General features: G+C 65.6%; 14 protein-coding genes. 6 read left to right on the top strand and 8 right to left on the bottom strand.

Translation table 11 applies throughout. The annotated features are described in order from the left end of the window. The first annotated feature begins 82 nt into the window (after positions 1-82). Together V5738_RS18195 and V5738_RS18190 are read left to right on the top strand one after the other, a co-directional pair. Entirely contained in the window at positions 83-1108 is a 1026-nt protein-coding gene (locus V5738_RS18195; protein WP_423822241.1) for an alcohol dehydrogenase catalytic domain-containing protein, read from the top strand. Between the two features lie 163 nt (positions 1109-1271). Beyond that, positions 1272-2216 (top strand): YihY/virulence factor BrkB family protein, encoded by a 945-nt coding sequence (locus V5738_RS18190; RefSeq protein ID WP_423822240.1) that lies wholly within the window; start codon positions 1272-1274, stop codon positions 2214-2216. A 14-nt stretch (positions 2217-2230) separates the two neighbouring features. On the opposite strand, the gene V5738_RS18185 is transcribed toward V5738_RS18190, so the two are convergent. Further along, positions 2231-3349 (bottom strand): AI-2E family transporter, encoded by a 1119-nt coding sequence (locus V5738_RS18185; RefSeq protein WP_423822239.1) that lies wholly within the window; start codon positions 3347-3349, stop codon positions 2231-2233. A 238-nt stretch (positions 3350-3587) separates the two neighbouring features. Between V5738_RS18185 and V5738_RS18180 the strand changes: the two genes are divergently transcribed. The 3 genes from V5738_RS18180 (at position 3588) to V5738_RS18170 (ending at position 7003) form a co-directional block, all read left to right on the top strand. Then, positions 3588-4895, top strand: coding sequence for an MATE family efflux transporter (locus tag V5738_RS18180; protein WP_423822238.1), 1308 nt, complete (start codon positions 3588-3590; stop codon positions 4893-4895). Positions 4896-5239: 344 nt separating this feature from the next. Further along, positions 5240-6529 carry an MFS transporter gene (locus V5738_RS18175; RefSeq protein WP_423822237.1) on the top strand — a complete coding sequence of 430 codons (1290 nt, stop codon included), beginning with the start codon at positions 5240-5242 and terminating at the stop codon, positions 6527-6529. Between the two features lie 78 nt (positions 6530-6607). After that, entirely contained in the window at positions 6608-7003 is a 396-nt protein-coding gene (locus V5738_RS18170) for a hypothetical protein (protein ID WP_423822236.1), read from the top strand. 8 nt (positions 7004-7011) lie between these two features. On the opposite strand, the gene V5738_RS18165 is transcribed toward V5738_RS18170, so the two are convergent. The 4 genes from V5738_RS18165 to V5738_RS18150 all read right to left on the bottom strand — a co-directional run bounded on the left by V5738_RS18165 (position 7012) and on the right by V5738_RS18150 (position 14707). Further along, the gene (locus tag V5738_RS18165; RefSeq protein WP_423822235.1) at positions 7012-8475 is read right to left on the bottom strand and encodes an efflux transporter outer membrane subunit; all 1464 of its coding nucleotides are present in this window, start codon (positions 8473-8475) and stop codon (positions 7012-7014) included. Further along, the gene (locus V5738_RS18160; protein ID WP_423822234.1) at positions 8472-9683 is read right to left on the bottom strand and encodes an efflux RND transporter periplasmic adaptor subunit; all 1212 of its coding nucleotides are present in this window, start codon (positions 9681-9683) and stop codon (positions 8472-8474) included. The genes V5738_RS18165 and V5738_RS18160 overlap by 4 nt, the downstream gene beginning before the upstream one ends. After that, positions 9680-12874, bottom strand: a complete 3195-nt coding sequence (locus V5738_RS18155) for an efflux RND transporter permease subunit (protein ID WP_423822233.1) — start codon at positions 12872-12874, stop codon at positions 9680-9682. The genes V5738_RS18160 and V5738_RS18155 overlap by 4 nt, the downstream gene beginning before the upstream one ends. A 246-nt stretch (positions 12875-13120) precedes the next feature. Then, positions 13121-14707, bottom strand: a complete 1587-nt coding sequence (locus V5738_RS18150) for a sulfatase-like hydrolase/transferase (RefSeq protein WP_423822232.1) — start codon at positions 14705-14707, stop codon at positions 13121-13123. A gap of 44 nt (positions 14708-14751) precedes the next feature. On the opposite strand from V5738_RS18150, the gene V5738_RS18145 reads away from it, so the two are divergent. Then, on the top strand, positions 14752-15714 hold the full coding sequence (locus V5738_RS18145; protein ID WP_423822231.1) for a lysylphosphatidylglycerol synthase transmembrane domain-containing protein: 963 nt from the start codon (positions 14752-14754) through the stop codon (positions 15712-15714). On the opposite strand, the gene V5738_RS18140 is transcribed toward V5738_RS18145, so the two are convergent. From V5738_RS18140 to ribA, 3 genes are read right to left on the bottom strand one after another with little or no spacing between them, the layout of a single operon-like run. Then, complete coding sequence (locus V5738_RS18140; RefSeq protein WP_423822230.1) at positions 15687-16439, bottom strand: FkbM family methyltransferase; 753 nt, start codon at positions 16437-16439, stop codon at positions 15687-15689. The two genes, V5738_RS18145 and V5738_RS18140, sit on opposite strands and share 28 nt — an antisense overlap. Continuing rightward, the gene (locus V5738_RS18135; RefSeq protein ID WP_423822229.1) at positions 16436-17197 is read right to left on the bottom strand and encodes a CDP-alcohol phosphatidyltransferase family protein; all 762 of its coding nucleotides are present in this window, start codon (positions 17195-17197) and stop codon (positions 16436-16438) included. Before V5738_RS18135 ends, V5738_RS18140 begins: the two co-directional genes overlap by 4 nt. Continuing rightward, a complete protein-coding gene (gene ribA, locus V5738_RS18130; protein ID WP_423822228.1) occupies positions 17194-18297 on the bottom strand; it encodes a GTP cyclohydrolase II RibA in 1104 nt (367 codons plus the stop codon). Before ribA ends, V5738_RS18135 begins: the two co-directional genes overlap by 4 nt. Positions 18298-18308 lie beyond the last annotated feature (11 nt).

Raw genomic sequence — 18308 nt, 5'->3', positions numbered from 1 at the left:
AGCCCGTCTTTGGTCGCACGGTATGACGCGCCCGCGGCTGCGACTGGCATCATGTGGACCGCACTCAAGGCGAGGCCGACTTATGCGCGCTTATAGGATTCATGCCCAGGGCGATCTGCGCCTGGACCACGTCGCCGAGCCGGAGCTGGCGCCGACCGAGGTCCGGCTGGCGCTGGCCTACGGCGGGATCTGTGGCTCCGATCTGCATTATGTCGCCGAGGGCCGTGCTGGTAATTCGGTTTTGCTCGATCCCATGATCCTCGGCCATGAATTGTCCGGGCGTGTGATCGAGGTCGGCGCGGCCGTGAACGATCTGGCGATTGGCACCGCGGTGGCGGTCAATCCGGCGCTGTCCTGCGGCGCATGCCGGATGTGTCGGGCTGGCCGGACCAATCTGTGTTTTTCCATGCGTTATATGGGCAGTGCGGCCTATCGCCCGCATACCCAGGGCGGTTTTGCCGAGCGGCCGGTGGTCGCGCGCAGCCAGTGTGTGGTGCTGCCAGAGGGCGCCGATCTGGCCCGGGCGGCGCTGGCCGAGCCGTATTCGATCGCCGCGCATGCGGTCAATCGGGCCGCGGTCGCGGGCACGCGCGTGCTGGTCACCGGCGGCGGCACGATCGGTGCCCTGACGGCGATCGCTGCCCTGCGCGCCGGCGCGGCCAGCGTGACGGTTGCCGACATCGAAGCCGGGGCCCGCCAGCGCGTCGCGGCCCTGGCCGATGTCGAGGTGCTGGATGCCGGCGACGCAGATGCGATGGCCGCGATCGCGGCCGACCCAGCCTTCGATGTCGCTATCGAGGCGGCGGGCGCTGCACCGGCGTTAAATACGGCGATGGCCTGCGTCGAACCTGGCTCGCGTATCGTCCAGGTTGGCTTTCTGCCGACCTCTGGAGTCGACCTCAACCGCCTGATCACGCGCGAGATCGAGTTACTCGGCAGCTATCGCTTCGTGGACGAATTCGATACCGCCGTTGCGGCGGTGCTCGCCGACGATCGCCTGGCCGCTGCGATTACCGGTATCCATCGCTTCGACGACAGTGCGGCCGCGTTTGCCAGTGCCGCCGACAAGGCCCGGCATCTGAAGGTGATGATCGGCGCGAGCGACTAGGCGCGTTACAACGTGGTATATGCCCGGGCCGCCGTACTTGGCGCACGGGCGCCTCGCATGCGGTTATCGGCCGGCCGGCCGGGCGCTCGCGGCGGTAGGCGTGACCAACCGGCCGGCGTATAGGGAATGTGACAGTGGCCGCGCCGGGGCAGGCTGCGGCATCATGAGCCGGTTAATTCCTGGGCTCGGAGACTTCATGCAATCCGACGGCGAGCCAGAACGGCACGCTCGGACGTATTCGCAATGGCCAAGCGATATCCCGGCTTCGGGCTGGTGGTCGATTGTGCGCGGCGTCGGACGCGGTCTGGGCCGTCATCAGCTCGGCACCGATGCCGCAGCGATTTCGTTTCTGGCTCTGTTCGCGATCTTTTCTGCCGTTGCGGCGTTCGTGGCCTTCTATGGTCTGTTTTCCGATCCCACGCTGGTGGTCAAAGACATGAAGGCACTATCTGGCTTCGTGCCGGCCGATGTCGTGTTGTCGATGATCGGACAGATGAAAAAGGTCGCGATGCATGCCACTTCAACTCTTTGGGCGGCCGGTATCTTCAGTGCCGTAGTGGCGATCTGGTGTGCTCAGCAGGGCGTGGGCGCGTTGATGGTGGCGCTGAATGCGGCTTATCGCCAGTCGCTTCCCGTGGGCAGCTGGGGGCATATCTGGCGTTCACTAGGCATGGCGATGGCCGTCATCATCGGTTTGTGCCTGGTTTCGGTTCTGGCGATCGGTCTGCCGGCTATGGCTCAGGCGCTGGGCGCGCACCTTTGGCTGTCGGAGCTGGTGCGTGCGGTCGGCATGGTGCTCGGTGGGCTGGTGCTGTTTTTCGGTCTGGCGCTGCTGTATCGCTGGGTGCCCGATCGCGAAACGCCGCCGCGCTGGCGTTGGGTCCGGCTAGGCGCCGGGGTGGTCGTGCTGTTTTGGACGATCGCATCGATTCTGTTTTCGGTGTTTCTCGCCTATTCGGACTCGTATACCGCCATGTACGGTTCACTGTCCGGCGTCGTATTGTTGTTGACACTGACCTACGTGACCGTGCTTACGGTGCTGGTCGGCGCCGAATTCAATGCCCAGCTCGAGGCCGAAGCCACCGGCCACCAGCTGGATCAGAAATAGGCCCTGAGCAGGCTCTAATCCGCTGGCTCGTCGCGGGGGCCATCGCTGGGCAGGTGGGGTTCTTCGCCGATCACCTCCTGCACATAGGTGAGCTGGATGATCACGGTAATAACCAGCGAGATCGGAGCGGCCAGCGACACCCCCAGCACCCCAGCGATCGCACCGCCGATGACCTGGACCGATAGCAGAAAGGCCGGGGCGATCGACGCTGTACGCCGCTGGATCAGCGGGGCCAGCATATAGCCTTCGACGATGTGCAGGATCAGGTACAGCAGCCCGACATAGACCATCGGCCAGAAGCCATGCAGGCCAGCGATCAACAGCGCCGGCACCGCCGAAACCAACGCCCCGAGATAGGGGATGAAGGTCAGCAGGCCGGCCGATAGGCCGAGCAGCAGTGGGAACTGGATGTCGATGGCCCATAGGCCGACCACGCTGCCGACGCCGACGACGCTCATCGAGATCGCCCGGCCGCTCAGCCAGCGGCGCACCGCATCGACCGCCTCAGTGCCGATGAGGCGTGCCTGCGCCTGTCGCTGCGGTGGGCACAGTCGTAATAGCCCGTCGTAGTAGAGCTTGGGCCGCAGGGCCAGATAGATGCCGATGATCACGACCACGAACAGATCGGCCAGGGTGGTGAGCGTGACCGAGGCCGCGCTCGACAGCTCGCGGGTCATCCGTTCGCCGAAGGAATTGGATTCGTTTTTGCTATCGCTCTTGCTTGAGCTCGACGTTTCCGAGGACATCGACTGGGTGACGAACTCTTCGGCGATCTGATAATGGCGTAGCCGGGCCTGGAACTGGTCGATCGACTGGGCGACCTGGTCGCGCAGCTTCGGTGCCTGGGAAACGATGTTCATCGCCCCCAAGACGACTGAGATCCCGAGCACCAGCGCCAGTAATGTGGTCACGCTCATGACCGAGGCATGCCGTGACATACGGGTGAGTTTCGCCCAGACCCGGCCCAGCGCATCGAGCCCCACGGCGACGAGAAAGGCGGCGAAGATCAGCAGCACAGCATGGCCGACCGCCCAGGCGAACCAGAGTAGTGCGACCACGCCCAGGGCGGTGGCCGCGACGATCAGCGACCGGCGCCAGAAATCACGGGTCTCTTCGCGGCTGTTTCGAACCATGTTTGTGTCTCCAAATGGGCGAGCGCCCGGGCCGTGGACCGGGCCATGTTTGCGGTTATCGGGCGCGGTCGCTATCCGGAGGAGTGACGATACCGCCGCCGGCCGGCGATGCCGTCGGCTCAGAGCGTCGACCCTCGGGTGATCGGTTCCGCGAGTCTGCGCTCGATGGGCTTGCGGCGGGTGAGCAGTCGTCGCGCCGGTCATGGCACACTGCCGGCCCGTTCCTGCCGCAATACCCATGGCTGAGACTGCCGACAACGAAGTCACGCTGCGCCGTATTCTGGCCCTGGCCGTTCCCGCGCTCGGCGTGTTGGCCGCCGAACCGCTGTATGTGCTTATCGATACCGCCGTAGTTGGCCATCTCGGGGCGGTCGATCTGGCCGGGCTGGCGCTGGGCGGCACGCTGTTGAGCGTGCTCACCAGCCAGCTCACTTTCCTGTCCTATGGCACCACTGCCCGGACCTCGCGGCTGTACGGTGCCGGTCGCCGTGCCGAAGCGGTGGCCGAAGGTGGCCAGGCGAGCTGGCTGGCGATTGCCGTAGGGCTGTTGGTGTTGGTGCTCGGCGAGATATTCGCGGGCGATCTGGCGCAGTTGCTGGTCGGGCGCACGCCGGTCGCGGAGGCCGCGGCCGAATGGTTGCAGATCGCGCTGCTCGGGGCGCCGGCGATTCTGATCACCCTGGCCGGCAACGGCTGGATGCGTGGGGTCCAGGATACGGTTCGGCCGCTGCGCTACGTGCTGGCGGCCAATATCGTATCGGCGATCGCCTGCCCGCTGTTGGTCTATCCGCTTGGCTTCGGGCTGGTCGGTTCGGCGATCGCCAACGTCATGGCTCAGACCCTCGCCGCGCTGTTGTTCGTGCTGGCCTTGGTACGCGAGCGGGCGCTGGTGCGGCCGGATCTGTCGGTCATGCGGGCCCAGATGGTGCTCGGTCGGGATCTGATCCTGCGTAGTGCGGCCTTCCAGATCTGTTTTTTGTCGGCGGCTTCGGTAGCGGCCCGCAGTTCGGCCGCGGCCGCAGGCGCGCATCAGATCGTCTACCAGCTCTGGGTTTTTCTGTCGCTGGTATTGGATTCGCTGGCGATCGCGGCTCAGTCCCTGATTGGCGCGGAACTCGGCGGCGAACGGACCGCCCGTGCCCAACGGGTCGCCTGGCAGATCACCGGTTACTCGCTGCTGCTCGGGATCGGGCTGGGCCTGTTGTTCGCGCTGCTCTATCCGGTGCTGCCCCAGGCCTTCACCAACGATCGGGCGGTTCTGGCCCAGATTCCCGAGGCTTGGTGGCTGTTCGTCGCTCAGCAGCCGGTGGCCGGCATCGTATTCGCCCTGGACGGCGTGTTGCTCGGCGCCGGCGATGCAGCGTTTCTGCGCACCACGACCCTGGCTTCGGCGCTGGCCGGCTTCTTTCCGCTGATCTGGCTGTCGTATGCCTTCGGTTGGGGGCTGCTCGGGATCTGGAGCGGGCTGACGGTATTTCTGGTCGCCCGTCTGTTGGCCACGGTCTGGCGTACGTATTCCGGTGCCTGGGCCGTGGCAGGCGCCTGAGCCGGCGGGCGCTAGTCGGCGTGGCGATGCCGTAGCGCCCGCGGCGGCGCGGCCTTAAGTCCACCAGTACCGTCTCGTGTGGGGCCCGTCGCAACGCTCGTCGAATGGCCGAACCGGGCACGGCCCAGCCGGTGGACCGCCGGTTTACAGCGTCGATGTGAGGCCCAAGCTGTTGCTCTTTTGAACGATCGTTGTACGACGAAGCGATTATATAAATGTTGAACATATAGGCCGATAGTGCGGGCATCCTGGGCGCGAGCGCGCCCGGGACAGGCGCCGCGTGCTCGTGCCGGCCACACCAGGCGGCCGATACGTGGTCGATATGCAGCCAAGGGAGCACAGTCATGGCACCCACGCACACCCGCGACAAACCGGCCGCCCGAGCACGCTGGTTGCGGCTGATTCCGTTGACAATCCTGGTCTACATCATCTCGTTCATGGATCGGACCAACATCGGCTTTGCCTTCGAAGGCATCGAAAAATCGCTGCATATGCAGGCCGCCGGCGCCGGGCTCGCCGGCGGCATCTTCTTTATCGGCTATCTGTTTCTACAGATCCCCGGCGGCCATCTGGCCGAGCACTGGAGTGCCAAGAAATTCGTCGGGATCATGATTCTGGTCTGGGGCGTGATGGCGGTGGTCAGCGGTTTCGTGCAGTCCTATACCCAGCTGCTGGTAGTGCGGTTTCTGCTCGGTGTGGCCGAAGGCGGCATCTGGCCGGCGATCCTGGTGATGATCGCGCACTGGTTTCCGGCCGAGGAGCGGGCCCAGGCTTTTGGTGTCTGGATCATCAATATTCCGATCGCCTCGATCATTACCTCGCCGCTGTCGGGCTGGATTCTGTCGTTCGCCGACTGGCGCACCCTATTCGTGATCGAGGGCCTGTTTCCGTTCATCATCGCCGCGCCGCTGTGGTGGTGGCTGGCCGCCGACCATCCCTCACAGGCGCACTGGGTCTCTAAAGAAGAACGCGACTATATCGAGGGGGCACTGGCCGAGGAGCATCGCAACGCCCCCGCGGCCAGCGGCTATCGCGATGTGTTCAAAAGCGCGACCGTCTGGAAACTGGTGCTGGTTTACTTCCTGATCCAAATCGGCTTCTACGGCCTCAATCTGTGGATGCCAACGTTGATCCAGACCCTGACCCAGCGTGGCTTTACGGCCGTCGGCCTGATCGCGGCCCTGCCTTATGTTTTGGCCGGTTTCGGCCTGTGGTTCAACGGCTGGCTGGCCGACAAGAGCGGGCGCTATGCCCTGCATGTGTTTCTGGCCATGCTGGTGGCGGCCATCTCGTTGGTCGGCTCGGTGCTGTTGGGCCACGGCCATATCGGTTTTTCGATCGCGCTGATCTGCCTGGCGATGGGCGGTGCGCTGGCCTATGACGGACCGTTCTGGGCGGCGTCTTCGACCACCATGCCGGCCGCAGTGCTTGGCGGCGCACTCGGCCTGATCAACGCGCTGGGTAATCTCGGTGGTTTCGTCGGCCCCTACGTCGGCGGCTATCTACAGGATGCAAGCGGCGGCAGTTTCATCAGTACTGCCGGTTTTCTGGCTGCGATGATGTTGCTCGCCGGGGTGGTGATGTTCAGCGTCAAGGCCGATCGGCGGACCGCGCCGGTCGGCGGCAACGATTGAGCACGGGCGCGTGTTCGGCGGTGCGTCGTGGTCGCGCTATCATGGCGCGCCTATACGGCGCACCGACTCTCAGAGGCTATGTCCGCGACCCGTCAATCGAATATCATCGCCTGGATCTGCGAAGGCGCCGGTTTTGTCGGCATGTCCGCGACCGTGGCGGCCTGTGCACTGGCCTATAACGCCAGTTCCCAGCTCGGCTTCTGGATCGCGATCGCGACCTCGCTGGCTGCGAATCTGCTCTATATCGCCCATATATTCGCCCAGCGTTTTACCGGCGCCCGAATGCTGACCTGGCGTGAAATGATTCTGGCCACGCTGGTCCCGTTCGTGGCTCTGCTCGTGACCATCGCGATCGCCGGGGAAGTCGGTGGGCTGTTCCAGCTGCCGTTCGTCCAGCCGGACCAGCCGGATCCGCAGGTCATCAATATCGGCCCGAAGGATGCGGCCTCGCAAGGGGGCTCAGGGGCCGATTGAGGCCGTCCTCAGGACGGTCTGTTGTTGCGCTCGGAGCCGGCAGAGGCCCAACCGCCGCCAAGTGCCCGGATTAGCGCTACGCTCGCCCTGAGCTGATCGGTCTCGATCCGGATCTGTTCGCTGCGGGCATCTAGGGCGTCGGCCTGGGCGGTGCTGACTTCGATATAGTCGGCCAGACCGCGCCGATATCGGGTAGTCGATAGATCCACGGTGCGGGCGGCCGCGTCGGCTGCGTCCTTTTGCTGCTGCCAGGCCGCACCCAGGTTGACGATCTGGGCTCGGGCATCTTCGACCTGACCAAAGGCCTGTAGCACCGTCGCTCGATAACGGGCGGCGGCGGCATCGGTGGCGGCCTTGGCCTGTTCGACCTTGGCACGGCGCCGGCCAGCATCGAAGATAGCGAACATCAGCGATGGGCCGAGCGTCCAGTAGCGGCTGGGCGCGGTCAACAGATTGTCGAAACTCCCCGAGTTGAAGCCGCCGCCGAGGCCCAGGGTGATGTCCGGAAAATAGGCCGCCTGAGCGACACCGATTCGGGCATTGGCGGCTGCGGTCTGGCGTTCGGCGGCTGCGATATCGGGCCGGCGCTGCAGCAGGGTCGAGGGCACCCCGGTGGGGATGATCGGCAGGTCGGCCAGCCGGGTCTGCGGGGCGAGCGAGAAGTTCGAGGCCGGCGTGCCGACCAGCACGGCGATCGCATTTACTAGGGTCGCGCGCTGGCTTTGGTCGCGAGCGACCCGGGCTTTGGCTGCCTTGAGCTGGGTTCGGGCACGAAACACATCCACGCCGGCGGCCAGCCCAGCGCCATGGCGGCGGGTGACCAAATCCAGGCTGCGGCGATAGGCTGCGACTCGATCGCTCAGTAGCGCGATGCGTCGATCCAGGCCGGACAGCGCCAGATAGGTATCGGCCAGGCGGGCGGCGAGGCTGAGCTGGGTCGAGGCCAGATCGGCCTGGGCGGCTTGGGCCTTGGCCCGGCCCGAGGCGACCTTATTGCGGACTCGGCCCCAGAGATCGAGTTCATAGTTGAGCTGGCCGCCGATCGCGATGTCCTTGTAATTGACTGGGGTACTCGGGCCTTTCAGCGGCCGATTCGGCGAGTCCCGACCAGGCTGGACCTGGCCGTTGGCAGACAGGGTCGGAAACAGGCCAGCCTGGAGCTGGTCGAGATAGGCCTGTGAACGCTGTTCGTTGGCCGCGGCCTCGGCCAGGTCGGCGTTATGCGCCAGCAGGCGTTTTTCGAGTGTATCCAGACGGGCGTCGCCATACACCGTCCACCAGGCGCCGCGCGAGACGTGGTCGGCCGGCGTGGCCGGGGTCCAGCGGTCGTTCGCGGCCGGTTTGTACTCGGCCGGTACAGTCACGCTCGGCGGATGATAATTCGGGGCCAGGGAACAGCCGGCGATCAGTAATAGCAGGCCCGGCGCGAGCCAGCGCAGGCAGGCCGTCGGCGCGTGATCGCGGGCGCTCATGAGCGCTCGCCCTTCGATGCCCCGCCGCGCGGGTCGCCACGATCGACCCGTACGCGGGTGCCGTCGGTCAGCCCGTCCGGCGGGCTATCGATGATCGACTCACCCGGTTTGACACCGCCGGTGAGCGCCACGTTTTCGCCGTAATCGCGGCCGATAGTGACCTGCTGTAGATGGACCTTGGAATCCGACCCGAGGGTCGCCACCTGCATGCCTTTTGAGTCGAAGATCAGGGCGCTCGAGGGGACTTCCAGGCCGTAGCTGTTGTCGGCCAGATCGAAGGTGACCTGGGCATAGCTACCGGGGGTGAGCCGGTGATCGGCGTTGTCGACGATCAGCTGGACCGGCGTGGTACCGGCATTCGGCCGGATCGCCCGGGCGCCGGCGGCGACCTTGGCGCTGAACGATGACCCGGGATATTCGGGCACCGTTAGTTTGGCGGTCTCGCCGACCGTGATCTGCGGGACGAACACCTGCGGAATCTGGACATAGGCCCGTAGCTTGGCGGTTTCGGCCACCGTGAACAGGGCCGGGCCGTCGTGGTTACCCGACTGGATCAGGTCGCCGATGTCAGTATTGCGTGCGGTCACGCGGCCGGCAAACGGCGCCCGGATCTGGGTGAAATCTTTCTGTGCCTTGAGCTCGGACAGCCGGGCCGCGGCGGCCTTGGCCTTGGCCTGCCGAGCTTTGTAGCGGCCGGTGGCCTTGTCGATCGCCTGTTTCGAAACCGCATCGGTGCCGGCCAGGGATTGATAGCGCCGGGCTGTGGTTCGGGCGAGCGCGGCGTCGGCCCGGGCGCTCTCCAGATCGGCCGCCGCTGAAGCAATGCGCTGATCGAGATCCGGGGTACTGATGGTCGCCAGCACTTGGCCGGCGCTGACCTGGTCGCCGATATCCACCTGGCGCGATTTCAGATAGCCATCGACCCGAGCATAGATCGGCGCCGTGGTGAAGGCCTGCATGCGGCCCGGCAAGGCCAGCGGTGCGACTTCGCTATGGGCTGAGACCTTGACCAGCTTGACCGTGGGCACCGCTCGTGAGCTCGACTGCTGGGCCATCTTCTGGCCATGGGCCACACGCGTCCAGGTGCCGATCGTCGCGACCGCGAGCAGAAGCGCGATGAGGCTCAGGACCGCGAGCCACAGCCGGCCCCGCGACGGACAATGGGCCGGATCGTCGGTATGGTCATGGGTCTGTGGATCGTGGCTCATTGTTCGGCACTCCCGGCCGTCGAAACCGCGGGATGTTGATCGGCCTGGCGGGCTGGCGGATAGAAACTAGGGTCATCGGCGGATGCCGGCGACGGCGAGCGGCCGCCGCGGCGGCCGTGGATCATGGCGAAGATCACCGGCACGAACAGCAGCGTGGCCACGGTGGCAAAGATCAGGCCGCCGATCAGAGCCCGCCCGAGCGGGGCGTTCTGTTCACTGCCGGCCGATAGCGCCAGTGACATCGGCAGCATGCCGATCATCAGCGCTAGGGCGGTCATCAGCACTGGCCGGAAACGGATAGTGCCGGCCTCGATCGCGGCTTTCACGGCATCGCCGTGTTCGGCCAACTGCTCGCGGGCGAAGGCCACCACCAGGACCGAGTTCGAAGTCGCGACCCCGAGCGCCATGATCGCGCCGGTCAGCGCTGGCACAGACAGGCCGGTGCCGGTGGCGAACAGCATCCAGACGATGCCGGCCAGGGCCGCCGGCAGGGCGGTGATGATCACGAACGGGTCCAGCCAGGACTGGAAGTTGACCACGATCAGCAGATAGATCAGCAGCATCGCGCCAGCGATCCCCCAGAACAGGCTGGTGAAGGCCGTGTTCATGGTCGTGACCTGGCCGGCGACCTGTACCTGGCTGCCTTTGGGTACGTCTTTCGTGGTCTGGTCGAGGATTTTCTGTACCGCATCCGAGACGCTGCCCAGATCGCGACCGTTAGTCGCGGCATAGATCCGCAGCAGCGGGTCGGTGTTGTATTGGTCGAATACCGCATTGCCGGCCTGGCGCGAGACGGTCGCGATCGCGCCGAGCACATGGGTGCTGCCGTCGGCCGCCTTGATCGGGAGGTTCTTGAGCGCGGCCAGCGAGTTCAGTTGGTACTGCGGGGTCTGGACTACGATCGGATAGGACTGGCGTTTTTTCGGATCCAGCCAGAAGGTCCGGTTGATCTGGCCAGAGCCTGCCAGGTTGGTGCGCAGGGTATTGCTGACCTCGGCCATGGTGATGCCGAGCAGCTGGGCCCGATCGCGATCGACATCGATGCCGAATTCCGGGTTGGAACGGGATTCCTGGATACGGACATCGGCGATGCCGGGAATCCGCTTGAGCCGGGGCAGCAGGCTTTCGGCGTAGTCATAGTTGGCATCCAGCTTCTGGCCGCGGATCTGGATGCTCATCGGCGCCGGCGAGCCGAAATTCAGGGTCTGCGACACGATATCGGCCGGCGGGAAGGAAAAGGTGGCCTGCGGGAACTCGCGCGGCAGACGGTTGCGCAGCTCGGTCACGAAGCCCTGGGTTGGATCGTGGTCGGTCGCCAACGAAATCTGAATATCGCCGTCGTAGGAGCCGACCGTGCCGGTGTTGTTGTAGGCGGTATTGATGCCGCTGCTGGTCAGGCCGATGTTGTCGACGATCGTCTCGATCTGGTCGGCCGGAATGATCTGGCGTACCCGGTCGCGGATATGGGCGAAGATTTTGGCCGTTTCGCCGATCCGCGTGCCCACCGGCACCCGGACATGCATGGTGATCTCGCCAGCATCCACCTTGGGAAAGAAGTTGCGGCCCAGCCCGGGCACCAGCGCGAAGGACGCCACGACCAGAATCATGAAGCCGACCACGAAAGCGACGCGATGCTCGATCGCCTGGGTCAGCACGCCGCGATACAGCGATCGGAACGACTCGAATCGCCGCGCGAAGCCGAGCTGGAAACGGGTCAAGGGATTACGCGAGCGGGCTTTTCGTTGTTCGTGGTCTTCGTCGAACGGCTGGATGAGATAGGCGGCCAGCGTCGGCACCAGCGTACGCGACAGGATGAACGAGGCGATCATGGTGAAGATCACGGCCTCGGCCAGCGGCACGAACAGATAGCCCGACACCCCGCCGAGGAAGAACATCGGCACGAACACCACACAGATACAGGCCAGCGAGACGAACAGCGGTTTCACGATCTGGCCGGCCCCGTCGAAGATCGCGGTGCGCACGTTCTTGCCTTTCTCGAGGTGGTAATTGATGTTCTCGATGGTCACGGTCGCGTCGTCGACCAGAATCCCGACCGCGAGCGCCAACCCGCCGAGGGTCATGATGTTGAGGGTTTCGCCGAGCACGGTCAGCGCGATGATCGAGGACAGGATCGACAACGGAATCGAGATCGCGATGATCACGGTCGAACGCCAGGAGCCCAGGAACAGCAGAATCATCAGGCTGGTTAGGGCCGCCGCGATCAGACCTTCCTCGACCACGCCTTCGATCGAGGCCCGCACGAATTGGGACTGATCGGCGATCGGGTCGATCTTGAGCGAGCTCGGCAGACTGTCCTTTATCTGCTTGAGCCGCTGTTTGACGCCCGAGACGATCGCGAGCGTCGAGGTATCGCCGTTTTTCAATACCTGCAGTAGCACCGAACGCTGGCCGTTGACGTGCACCACGTTGCGCTGCGGCGGGCTGCCGTCGAGCACATGGCCGATGTCTTCCATCCGCACCACGGTGCCGTCGACTTCCTTGATCGGCAGCTTGTTCAGATCGGCGATCTGCTTCGGCGAATTGTTCAGCCGCAGGGTGTATTCGCTGGGCCCGATCTTCTCGGTACCGATTGGTGTGATCAGGTTCTGGTGCAGCAGCGCGTTGGTGACGTCCGCGGCCGATAGGTTGTAGGCGGCAAGCCGCGCCGGATCGATATCGACCCGGACCTCGCGCGATTTGCCGCCATAGGGATAGGGCACCGAGGCGCCTGCAGTGGTGGCCAGCTGCGGCCGGATCTGGGTCAGCCCCAGATCGCGCAGCTTCTGTTCGGTGAGTTTCGGATCGGATAGCGCCAGCTGCAGGATCGGCACTGTCGAGGCCCGGTAATTCAAAACATAGGGCGGCGTCGTACCCTGTGGCAGATCCGACAGTTTGGTCTGGGCGATCGCAGTAACCTGGGCATTGGCGGTCGCGATATTCACCGAGGGCTGGAAATAGATCTTGACGATGCCGTAGCCGTTCACCGAGCGGCCTTCGATGTGTTCGACGTTGTTGACCGTTTGGGTCAGCGACTGCTCGAACGGCGTCATGATGCGCCCGGCCATCTCGTCCGGCGGGAGCTGTTTGTAGGGCCAGACCACCGCGATCACCGGGATATCGATCGACGGAAAGATATCGGTGGGCGCCCGTAGCACGCTGCCAATGCCGACCAGCACGATCAGCACCGCCATGACGATGAAGGTATAAGGCTTCGCGAGCGCGAGCCGGACGATCCACACCTGGGCCAACCCCTTTCAACAACGGCTGCCGATATCGTGTGCGCATCGGGAGCGCGCTATTAATTGGCGAATGATTGATTAAGACTCAGGTTGTACGGGGCAGGGCAGGCATACAACCGAAAACCGCCGTTGAAAGACGAAACACAGCATTGCAACGGCCCGCTGCATCTGAGCCGGCGTTCGTCCGTGGGCGATGCGTTACCGGGCTGGAGTGCTCATGGCGGTCGAAAAATCGGCCCGGAAATCGCTCATCGGCCGTACCGGCAAGGTGGGGGCCGGGATCATGCCCGGCGACCAATAGCGTCTATCGAGCCGCTCGAGCACGGCCGGGTCGTCGGCGACGATATGCATGGGTACATCCCGCGAGGCGCGCTCGCCGGTGATGATCGGAGCCGGCTGATGATCGCCAAGCACGATGAACACCGTGTCGTCGCCGAAGCGGGCCATATAGTCGCCGATGGTCGCCAGACTGTAGTCGATGGCTTTTTCATACTGGGTGCGTATCTGAGCCGGATCGGCCCAGACTTCGGCCGGGGTCGCGCCGGCTTCGGCCTGGGCGTTGAAGATACGACCGTCGCCGATCGTCTCCCAGGGCACCCGCTGCGGGATCGGCGTCCACGGGGCATGGCTGGAGATCAGCGCGGTCTCGACCATGGCCGGCGTATCCAGATCAGCGACGATGCGATGAATGGCTGCGAGCGTGAATTGATCCGGCATGGTGACCCAGTTGAAGGGTTTGCCGGCATAGCCGAGCTCGTCGGCAGCATAGATTCGGTCGTAGCCGAACCAAGCGGCCTCCGGCCAAGCCATGGTGATCGCTGGCATGGCCGCGATCGTGGTCCACCCGGCATGCTTGAACAGCCGGTTGAGACTGACGCGATCGCTATCGATCAGCGTGTCGTAGCGGCGCTGGTTATCGGTCCACAGGCCGGACAGGAGCGTGCCGTGGGCCAGCCAGCTCATCCCGCCCATGGTCGGCGAACGCAGCCAGCCACTGACGGCATGCCGGCCGGCCCGTTCGAGTTGGTGCTCGATGGCCGCCAGCCGTGGATCGATACGATCGGCATAGCGGGCATCTTCGATCGCGCTGCGCCCGTAGGATTCGACGAAAATCAGCACGACATCGCGGCCGGCCAGAGCCGAAAATGTGGGGGCAACGTCGGTGCCGAGCAGTGGGTCGCGGCGCAGGTCGCGATCAAACGCTGCAAGTTGGCGATAGGTGTCGTGAACGCGCATCACGCGCGTAGTCACATAGTCGATAGCGATCGGCCGCACGCCGTAGGCGGGGCCCCCGATCTGGCCGACCGCGAAGACCAACAGGCCGAGGCCGCATAGCCCGGCGATCGTGCGGCGTGCGCTGCCCGACAGGCGAGTAAAGCCGCCAAGCCCCCAGAACAGGGCAATACTCAGGCCGAGCAGGGCTAGGCCGAGCCCGAGCATGCCCAGTCCGGCGACCAGGCCGCCGAAGGTGCCGGCTGCGAGATGCCAGGCCGCGATCGCCAGGCCCAGATCGGTGACCGGATTGAACGAGCGGGCATAAGCCGCTGCGATCGCCAGATCGGCGGCCTTGAATACGCCGAGCGCGGCCACGCCGAGGGTCGTGATGAGCCGTAGTCCGCCGTTGAGCCAGCCGCTCGACAACGTCAGCGGCAATAAAATGACCAAGGCGAGTACGGGCACGGCCAGCGCCGGCATATCGCCGGGCGTATGCGGCATCATCAGCGGGCCGAACAACAGCACTAGCCCGGTTAGACTGCGAAGGATCGGATGATTCAGACGTGACATGACAAGCCAGTAGCGCGATGCGGCATAGCAGCAACTCGAGTAATTTGCGCAGACAACGCCTGCGCCGGCTGGGACGCCGGCCGGCGATGCGGATCGCGCTGGTATTCGGCGTGTTGGCCGGACTGGCTTGGCTGGTCGACCCCTATGCAGTTGCCGTGCGTCTGGGCCGCGTCGAGCCCGGGCCGGTGCTGTGGGCGGTGCTGTTGGTCCAGTGCCAGATCATCGCATCGGCCGAACGTTGGCGTCTGACCGCTGCAGCCCTTGGCCAGACGCTGACTCGGCGCCAGGCAGTGGCCGAATACTATGTGGCCTCGTTGCTCAACCAGCTGTTGCCGGGCGGCGTATCGGGCGATGTGGTACGGGCCTGGCGTAACCGTAGCGACCAGGACGACAGCCGTGGCTGGGCGGTGCCGGTACAGGCGATCATGATCGAGCGTCTGGCCGGGCAGGTCGTATTGGGCCTGATCGGGCTGTTGGGGTTGCTGGCCTGGTTGTGCGTCGACGGCTCGCGTATCCACGGCGCCGGCGTGTTGCTCGCCGGCACGGCGGCCGTATTCGCAGGGCTGGCCCTGGGCATGACGTTGCTGGCGCGCTGGGCGCCGACGCGGCTGGCCGCCTTCGCCGCCAGTTTTGGTCCGGCGCTGCGCGCTGCGTGGTTCCGCTCCGGGCGCTGGGCAGGCCAGGGCCTGCTGTCGTTGTTGATCGTGGCAAGCTATCTGATCGCGTTTGCACTGGCTTCGCAGGCGGTCGGTGCGCCGTTGCCGCCGATCGCAGTAGCGGCGTTGGTGCCGTTGGTGCTGTTGAGCATGCTGCTGCCGATATCGGTAGCCGGCTGGGGCATGCGCGAAGCGGCCGCGGCCGCGCTCTGGCCGCTGGCCGGCGCGAGTGCCGCCGACGGCATCGCGGCGAGTGTGTTGTATGGCCTGGTAAGCCTGATCGGCGCCCTGCCGGGCGCACTGTGGATCGCGCGTGGGCGCGGTCACGCCCAGCCTGTACGACGGGCATAGACATCCAGCCCGCAGCCGGCGGCCGGCAGCGCCTGTAAGGCAGCCCGACAGGCCGCGGGCGACAACCAGTGCGTGTTCGCCCAGCGATGGCGTTCGCCGACTACCCAGTTGTAGCGATAGTCATCCGCCAGCTCAGCCAGCCGGTCGATGCAGGCCAGGGCCGTATCGCGCGCCGCCGGCAGGCATTCGAAGGCGATACAGGCCAGCGGCTGCGACAGGCCTGCCAGGATCGCCGCCTCGAAGCCTTCGACATCGATCTTGCAGAACGCCGGCGTGCCGTAGCGTTCGATCAAGACATCGAGCGTGCTGATCTCGACCTCGACCGTATGATCCCAGCGCACATGGGCGAATCCAGCGGCCGTGCCTACGGTCTCGATCCAGTCGCGCGACAGCGTGGACACCGTCGGGTGCCGGGATGAAACAGCCAGGCGCGCGCTGCCTTGGGCCGCGCCGAGCGCTTGGCGCGATAACCGGATACGGCGCTGGCCGCGCAGGCGGCGTGCCAGCCAGGCCGCGAACAGCGGCTGCGGTTCTACGGCGACCACTGCCGCGCCGGCGCGGGCCATGGCCTGGCTGCGATGGCCGACATGGGCCCCGATGTCGAAGACGAGCGAGCCGGGCGCGATCAGCTGTCGATAGAAACGCCGCAGTGCCAGCGTACGCCAGGGCTGGGCGTGGTAGATGACGAGCGAGCGGGCGAGCCCGAGCCAGGCCGGGCCGCTCATCGGCGCGATGAGGCGATGAGGTAGTGCATATCCAGCGCGAACGAGCCGGTCAGGGCGAGCAGCCCACCGGCCGCCAGCGCGCTGGCGACTGATGCATCGACGCTCGGCGCCAGCCCGGTGCACAGCACCAAGCCCTGGATGACGCAGACGATCTTGCGCCGCTGGCTCGGCGGCAGCGGGGTATCGGCCAGCCGCGGCCATAGCCACTGGGCGACTACGAAGACATAGCGCATCAGCCCGAGCGCATAGACCCAGCTGCCAAGCTTGCCCGAGCCGTGCAGCAGCACGCAGAGCAGCAGGATCAGCAACGCATCGATTTCCATATCGAAACGGGCCCCGAAACGCGAGGCCTCGGCCCGATGGCGGGCGGCATAGCCATCCAGCCCGTCGAGGCTCAGCGCGGTCGCCGCGGTACCGGTCGCGAGCCAGGCTAGAGTCGGCGCATGCGTGCCCAGCTGGTCGGCCTCGAAGGCCAGGGCGCCGATCAGCGCGGTTAGGCCGGCACGCGCGGTGGTGACGCAATTGGCCATGCCGAAGCGCGGATAGGGATGGGCCGGCAGGTTGAAGATCACGACTGCAGCAATCAGCCCGAAGCCGAGCGGCGCGGCGATGACAAACGCCGGGCTGGCCTGGCCGATCAGTGTGATGCTGGCGGCCACGGCGAGCACGCCAGCGCTGGTGGCCAGCATCGCGATCAGGGCATCGGCGATCAGCTGGGGCGGCCGACCGTGCCCGATATGGGGCCAGTGCGGTTTCATCGACCGCTGGCCTCATGATCGATATCGATCCAATGGCCGGACCGGCTGGCCTTGGCTGCGAGATAGCGGCGATTGTCCGGCGTGACCGCAGCCGGTAATTCGATCCGACCGACCACCTCGATGCCGGCAGCTTCAAGATAGGCAATCTTGGCCGGATTGTTGGTGAACAACTCGACGCGCTGGATGCCTAGGCCCTGTAGCATGGCCACGGCGGCATGGTAGCGGCGTTCGTCGTCGCCAAAGCCCAGTTCGGCATCGGCATCGACCGTATCCAGCCCGTCACGCTGATAGCCATAGGCCCGAATTTTGGCGCCGATACCGGTGCCGCGGCCTTCCTGGTCCAGATACAGCAGCACGCCCGCGCCCCGTTCGGCCAGGCGCGCCAGGGTCGCCCGCAGTTGGTCGCCGCAGTCGCATTTGAGCGAGGCCAGCAGATCGCCGGTTAGACAGGCCGAGTGCAGCCGAACCGGTACCGCGGCCAGCGAGCTGATATCGCCGACCACGATCGCGATCTGATCACGCTGGGCGACGCCGCCCCGGAACACGACGAAACGGGCTTCACCGATGCCATCCAGGGGCACCGGCGTATCGGCGATGGCTTCGAAGTCGGCCTGAGTCTGGTCCAGTGCCGCGATATCGGCCTCGTTAACGCCGAGGCAATCGTCGAATGGGCTGGCGTCGGCGGGCATGCAGACCAGCGCCGGCAGCAGCAGGGCCAGCCGGGCCAGTTGCGCTGCAGCGTCGAGCAGCGCCGGCGCGGGCGCATCGGTTGGCACGGCCTGCGGCGCCGGGCGATAGGCCAACGCACAGGCCACCTCGTGGCCGAGGCCATCGATGTCCAGCACGCGATTCATGCTCGATGTCAGCCCGAGCCGGGCCGCCCGCGAGGTGGTGACGAACAGCCGCAGACGGGCGTCGGCCGCGGCCGCGAAGCGTTGGTAATCGGACGGACGGGCCGCATCCAGAGCCAGTACCAGCCAGCTCTCATGCGCGCCGTCGATGCGTACGGGCCGTCCGAAACGCAACTCGGCCGCAGCGCGCTCGCAGCGCACCGCCGAGCGGTTATCGGAGGTCGTTGGGCGGCACGGATCGTTGGGCACGGTCGTAATGG

The sequence above is a fragment of the Salinisphaera sp. SPP-AMP-43 genome, assembly GCF_049568105.1.
GTDB lineage: Bacteria > Pseudomonadota > Gammaproteobacteria > Nevskiales > Salinisphaeraceae > Salinisphaera.
This window is presented reverse-complemented; position numbering and strand designations above follow the sequence as displayed.

Excerpts from the sequence above, each read along its gene's own strand:
- V5738_RS18195 (WP_423822241.1), top strand. The coding sequence starts at position 83 with ATGCGCGCTTATAGGATTCATGCCCAGGGCGATCTGCGCCTGGACCAC.
- V5738_RS18190 (WP_423822240.1), top strand. The coding sequence starts at position 1,272 with ATGAGCCGGTTAATTCCTGGGCTCGGAGACTTCATGCAATCCGACGGC.
- V5738_RS18185 (WP_423822239.1), bottom strand. The coding sequence starts at position 3,349 with ATGGTTCGAAACAGCCGCGAAGAGACCCGTGATTTCTGGCGCCGGTCG.
- V5738_RS18180 (WP_423822238.1), top strand. The coding sequence starts at position 3,588 with ATGGCTGAGACTGCCGACAACGAAGTCACGCTGCGCCGTATTCTGGCC.
- V5738_RS18175 (WP_423822237.1), top strand. The coding sequence starts at position 5,240 with ATGGCACCCACGCACACCCGCGACAAACCGGCCGCCCGAGCACGCTGG.
- V5738_RS18170 (WP_423822236.1), top strand. The coding sequence starts at position 6,608 with ATGTCCGCGACCCGTCAATCGAATATCATCGCCTGGATCTGCGAAGGC.
- V5738_RS18165 (WP_423822235.1), bottom strand. The coding sequence starts at position 8,475 with ATGAGCGCCCGCGATCACGCGCCGACGGCCTGCCTGCGCTGGCTCGCG.
- V5738_RS18160 (WP_423822234.1), bottom strand. The coding sequence starts at position 9,683 with ATGAGCCACGATCCACAGACCCATGACCATACCGACGATCCGGCCCAT.
- V5738_RS18155 (WP_423822233.1), bottom strand. The coding sequence starts at position 12,874 with ATGGCGGTGCTGATCGTGCTGGTCGGCATTGGCAGCGTGCTACGGGCG.
- V5738_RS18150 (WP_423822232.1), bottom strand. The coding sequence starts at position 14,707 with ATGTCACGTCTGAATCATCCGATCCTTCGCAGTCTAACCGGGCTAGTG.
- V5738_RS18140 (WP_423822230.1), bottom strand. The coding sequence starts at position 16,439 with ATGAGCGGCCCGGCCTGGCTCGGGCTCGCCCGCTCGCTCGTCATCTAC.
- V5738_RS18135 (WP_423822229.1), bottom strand. The coding sequence starts at position 17,197 with ATGAAACCGCACTGGCCCCATATCGGGCACGGTCGGCCGCCCCAGCTG.